The organism is Collinsella sp. SGI.180, assembly GCF_050313455.1.
In the GTDB taxonomy this organism is placed as follows: domain Bacteria; phylum Actinomycetota; class Coriobacteriia; order Coriobacteriales; family Coriobacteriaceae; genus Collinsella.
The window spans coordinates 1-5262 of record NZ_JBNPLL010000032.1 but is presented as its reverse complement, the minus strand read 5'-3'; the positions used below and the strand labels follow the sequence as shown (position 1 = coordinate 5262).

The window sequence follows — 5262 nt, the reverse complement described above, 5'->3', positions numbered from 1 at the left end:
ACTAGCAGGCCGAGGCTGAGGGCGGGGATCGAGCTGAGGGGGCTGGCCGTCGACCTTATGTACGTTGAGACCCTGAGGGAGGCCGGGCAGCGGCGGGCGCCTTCTCGGCAGATACATCGATTGAAAGGCCTGATCCATTCTCGACAGGCACGATGCCGAACTCGTCCTCCAGCTGCAGAAGGAGGCCCAGGAGGTCTCGGGCGTTCTCTGCCCTGAAGTCCAACAGGCAAGCGGAGAGTTGTCGAGAGCTTCGGCGATGGCTTCCACCTGAGGCTGCTTGGGAGTCCTGAAATCCGTCTCATAGTGACGGATCGCGCCCTTGGAGACGCCGATTTTCTCGCCCAGCTCTCCCTGATAGAGCCCGCGAAGCTTACGGTAGTACCTGATTTTCTCGCCGGTCGTAAAGTGCGCTAAAACAAATTGGAGAGCGAGAAGCCCTTTCGGGATACTGCGTGTTTGCGTATTGCCGCAGTGCCGGTAAGGACTGCGAAGTCGCATAGATTGGCCCCCGCGGCTCTGCGGGACTAATGACCGCAGAGCCGCGGGGGCTTGTGTTCGAGGGTTTGTGAGCCGTTCTGTATTGCTGGCACCTTCTGGCGTGGTTCTATCCCTTGTAGACGATGCGGCCGTCGGAGATGGTGTAGATCACGCGCGTGTCAGAGATGGCCTTGGCATCGGCTTCGAGAATGTTGGTGTCCAGCACGACGAGATCGGCGAACTTGCCTACTTCAACGGTGCCGATAATATCGTCCATGAAGTTCTGGTAGGCGTCGTTCTTGGTGTAGGCCTCGAGCAGCTGGTAGGCAGTGAGCCCCTGTTCGGGCCAGCGGGTCATGTCGGTGTCCTCTTCCTCGGGATAGGGCGAGTTGCGGGTAACGCCAACCTCGATCGCATCGAGCGGGGCAAATGGAATGACGGGGGCGTCTGAGGAGCCGCTGATGCAGATGCCTGCCTCGGCCAAGTGCTTTGTTGGGTACAACGCCATGGCACGCTCGTCGCCGATATAGGCGCGCTCCAGGTCCATGAGATCATCGTGGTACATCATCAGGAATTGGAGATTCGCCACTACATCCAAATCGGCCATGCGCTGGATATCCTCATCGGTAATGGCGCATACGTGGGTGATCGTGTGCCGCGCGTCGCGCTTCCCATTGGTCGCCCGAGCCTCCTCGAAGGCATCAAGGGTGCCGTGAACGGCGCCGTCGCCCATGGCGTGCACGTGCACCTGAACGCCTTCTGCATCAAAGTCGTGTACAAGACGGGTAAAGTCTTCCTGAGACCAGATGGGTTCGCCGCACCAATGATCACCGAGTCCCGTTGATTCCTGGTAGGGTTCCAGGAAGACGGCGGTGCCTCTTTCGGTCACTCCGTCGTAGAAAATCTTCACGGTATTCGAAGAAATCATGTCTGTGGCGGAGTCGTTGTAGGACTTGATGGCGGAAAGCACCTCGTCATAGGTGCGGCCTTCTTTCATAGTGGGGACGACGTTCATGCGCAGGGTCAAATTGCCCTCGTCCTCCAACTCGTGATACATGTCGATAACATCAAGACCGCCTTGGGTGATATTTGTAATGCCGGTTATGCCATAGGAGTTTGCTTCCTTCATGAATTTGCGCATGGCCTTTTTCAGCTTATCGTTGGTCATGGTGTTGGGCATGATGGCGAACACAATTCCCTTGGCGGCATCGGAGACGCACCCCGAAGGCTCTCCCTTCTCATTGCGATAGAACAGGCCGCCTTCTGGGTCGGGGGTGTCGGCAGTTACGCCAGCCATTTCGAGGGCCTTGGAATTGACCCAAGCGGCGTGGTAGGAGACGTCGTGGATGAGAATGGGCTTATCGGGGCAGATGGCATCTAGATCTTCTTTCGAGGGCCCGGGATTCGAGCCGTCGGGAAGCTGGTAGGCATTGAGCATGAAAGGCGCTCCGATGTAGCCCTCCTCGTCGGGATGGGCCTCCACGAAGGCGCGGATTGCCTTGAGGTATTCCTCGTTGGTGGTAAGCCCCGTCAGGTCGATCTGGAAGAGGGCGTTGAACCAGTTGGCGGGGGCGTGGATGTGGCCGTCAATGAAGCCGGGGGAGACGAACTTGCCATCGAGGTCGATGACTTGAGTCTTGTCTCCTACGAAAGCATCGATGCCCGAATCGTCGCCCACGTACACGATCTTGTTGCCCGCGATAGCGACGGCTGATGCAACATCGCTTTCTGACACCATGGTCTGCACATGGCCGTTGCGGAGCACGATATCGGCAATGTTTTGATCGGCGGAACCGGGCGTGGCATTTGATCCAGGCTGCTCCCCGGATGCGCATCCCCAGAGTCCGCCCGAGAACGCGGCAGCCGCTAGGGCGCTCGATCCAATGACGAAACGACGGCGGCTGAGAGGTTGCTTCTGATGGGATGTGCTCATAAGACCCTCCTTAATTTGGTTGCAGCGCTGTCTCTTTTTTGCGCTGCAGTAATTCAACCTTAAGAGTCAGGGGGTCCTTTGTTAAGAAAAACAGAGAGGGATTTGAGATTAATCGGAGGATGATTTTCTATCCCCCTGTCCCTGAACAGCGAAAATGCAGAGAGACAAATCGGACGTTGGGGTAGTTTTAGCTTTGGGTGCTAAATCTTCTATAATGTTGCCGCTTGATGAAGGAGGAGTCGTGTCCCTCGCTTTTCTCTACAATGTGGCAAGTTGCATCGCCTATGCGTTTGTCAGTGCTGCCTATGGGACTCTGCATTATGTCGAGCGCAGGCGGGGCTATCTCTTCGTCGCGCTCACCTTCCTTGCGTATACGATAGATATTAATACTGTATTCATGTATGAGTTCGTTCCGGAATTCGCGATGCAATTCGAGGGCGCACGAAACGCCTATCCTATGTTCCGTGTTGCATTCAACATGGTGGTAATCCTCTTGTATCGGCTCGTTCTCGGCAGCTTGCTCTCGCGCAGCTTCTCTCTCGTAGAGGGATTTTTTTGGGCAGTTTGCATGATGGTGGCTTTGGCAAGTGGCGCTTCGTCAGTCGAATCGGTTGCACTATGGCGCGAGTTTCTCTTTACCAGGTTGTTGGCGATCTGGGTAATAGGGTACGGCATCTGCTGTTTGGCGGCAGAGTTTCGACACATGAGCCAATGGCGATGGGTTCTCTCGCTCTTACTTGTGCTCATATATGCCTTGGCGGAAGCGGCAACGTATTTGGCCTTTGGACAGGAGGGCGGCGCGCGCTCTGCCTCTCCTCGTAGGGTCCCCGTTGAGATTATGGCGCTTTGCTTCACCGTGGCTGCATATGTCTTTCTTGCACATCATCGGCGGATACGTAATGTGCGGTTGGCGGAATCCCTTGTGCCCTGGATCGCTCGCGAATACGGGCTGACCAAGCGCGAGGAAGTACTGTTGTCGCTCCTTGAAAAGGGCGCATCGAACAAGGAGATTGCTGAGCAAGAATGCATTTCCGTCAACACGGTGAAAACCCACATATCGAATATTTACGCCAAGCTTGGTGTGAGTAGCCGAGACGAGCTTGCGCAAAAACTTAGAAAGGAACTGAGCGGCCGCAAGAGGGCCGGGCTCTGAGAGGCTGGGGGTCGGTGCGGCTATGCGGCCGCCCCCTACGGGAGCAGCTCGTCTACGTATTCTTGGGTGTCGGGCGCGTCGGTTCCTTAGAACGGAGGCGCAAGGTGTTGACAGCGGCGCACAGGGCGAAGAAACCAGTTCAATATCAATCCGTCTAGGCGTTAGGACTAGTTAGGATTAGTTAGGATTAGCTAGGATTAGCCAGGGTAAGGTGTGCGGTGAGCTAATGTAATCTGAAAATAATCCTGGTTATTTCTTCTCAAAACTACGGGTGCGCCCCATGCTGTGTGGCGCAAGGGAGCGTCTCGCTCATTTCGGGGCGCTTCATGGGAGCGCGGTCCGCAAGGGGCGGTCCGGCCAACGAATTTTGAAGGAGATTTCAATGGTCAAAGATTACATCGACACCAACGACTTCACAAAAGAAGAGCTGCTCGGCATGGTAGATCTGGCCATCGCCATGAAGGGGCTCATCAAGGAGGGCGGCGAGTACCCGCACCTGCTGAAGGACAAGACCCTCGGCATGATTTTCCAGCAGGTGTCCACCCGTACCCGCATCTCCTTCGAGACGGCCATGACCGACCTCGGCGGTCACGCCGAGTTCTTCGGCCCCGGCTCCATCCAGCTGGGTGGCCATGAGTCCATCGAGGACTCCGGCCGCGTTATGGGAAGCCTCGTCGACATCCTCATGGCCCGCGTCGATCGTCATAAGGATGTAGTGAGCTTGGCGAAGTACTCCGCGGCCCCCGTCATCAACGGCATGAGCGAGTACAACCATCCCACCCAGGAGCTCGGCGACCTCATGACCATGATCGAGAACCTCCCCGAGGGCAAGAAGATCGAGGACTGCAAGTTTGCCTGGATCGGCGATGCCACCCAGACCTGCGCGTCGCTCATGTTCATCTGCACGAAGATGGGCATGGATTTCGTGCAGTTCGGACCGAAGGGGCATCAGATTCCCGACGGCTGCCTGCATATTGGCACCGATGAGGAGCGCGCCGAGTTCGGCAAGCATCTCATGGCTATCGGCGAGGAGAACTGCAAGGTCTCCGGCGGCACCATCACCATTTCCGACGACATTTCCTGCATCGAGGGCGCCGACTTCGTGTACACCGATGTGTGGTACGGCCTCTACGACAGTGAAGTCTCCAGCTCCAGCTACATGGATGTGTTCTATCCGAAGTACCAGGTGACCTGGGATATGATGAACGTTGCCGGTCCGAACAGCATGTTCATGCACTGCCTGCCCGCCAACCGTGGCGAGGAAGTCGTCGACGAGGTCATGGACGATCCCGAGCGCTCCCTGTGCTGGGTCGAGGCCGAGAACCGCAAGCACTCCATTCGCGCCATCCTGGCCACTCTGTGCCCCCAGAGCGAGCCCGACGAGGAGAAGGCTGCGGCATACCGCGCCACCATCAATGAGCGCATGGCGGCCCTCGGTAAGCACGGTCTGTAAGACGTACCAGGTCGGGCGAGCTACGGCTCGCCCGCCTTCGCAGGAGATGGGCGACCTCATGGCCATCGGAGAGGAGAACTGCAAAGTCTCCGACGACAACCGAGTGCATCAAGGGCGCCGACTTCATCTACACCGACGTGTGGTATGGCCTGTGCGATGCTTTCTGATGGGCGGCAGCAGATGCTTGTCTCTTGCCGCCCATCATCTGCGCCACTGCGCGTAAGCACTGGCGCCCTGTCTGAAAAC

The 5262-nt window shown here is 57.1% G+C and carries 4 protein-coding genes; 2 read left to right on the top strand and 2 right to left on the bottom strand.

Annotated elements, in window-relative coordinates:
- The coding region (locus ACQRAP_RS08515) for a helix-turn-helix domain-containing protein (RefSeq protein WP_427795389.1) at window positions 1–498 on the bottom strand (498 nt) is incomplete at its 3' end.
- A 106-nt stretch (window positions 499–604) separates the two neighbouring features.
- The gene (locus tag ACQRAP_RS08510; protein ID WP_427729220.1) at window positions 605–2410 is read right to left on the bottom strand and encodes an amidohydrolase; all 1806 of its coding nucleotides are present in this window, start codon (window positions 2408–2410) and stop codon (window positions 605–607) included.
- Between the two features lie 241 nt (window positions 2411–2651).
- Here ACQRAP_RS08510 and ACQRAP_RS08505 point away from each other — a divergent pair, with 241 nt between their 5' ends.
- Both ACQRAP_RS08505 and ptcA read left to right on the top strand, forming a co-directional pair.
- Window positions 2652–3563 (top strand): response regulator transcription factor, encoded by a 912-nt coding sequence (locus ACQRAP_RS08505; RefSeq protein ID WP_427729222.1) that lies wholly within the window; start codon window positions 2652–2654, stop codon window positions 3561–3563.
- A 382-nt stretch (window positions 3564–3945) separates the two neighbouring features.
- Complete coding sequence (gene ptcA / locus ACQRAP_RS08500) at window positions 3946–5016, top strand: putrescine carbamoyltransferase (RefSeq protein ID WP_427729224.1); 1071 nt, start codon at window positions 3946–3948, stop codon at window positions 5014–5016.
- The last annotated feature ends 246 nt before the right edge of the window (window positions 5017–5262 follow it).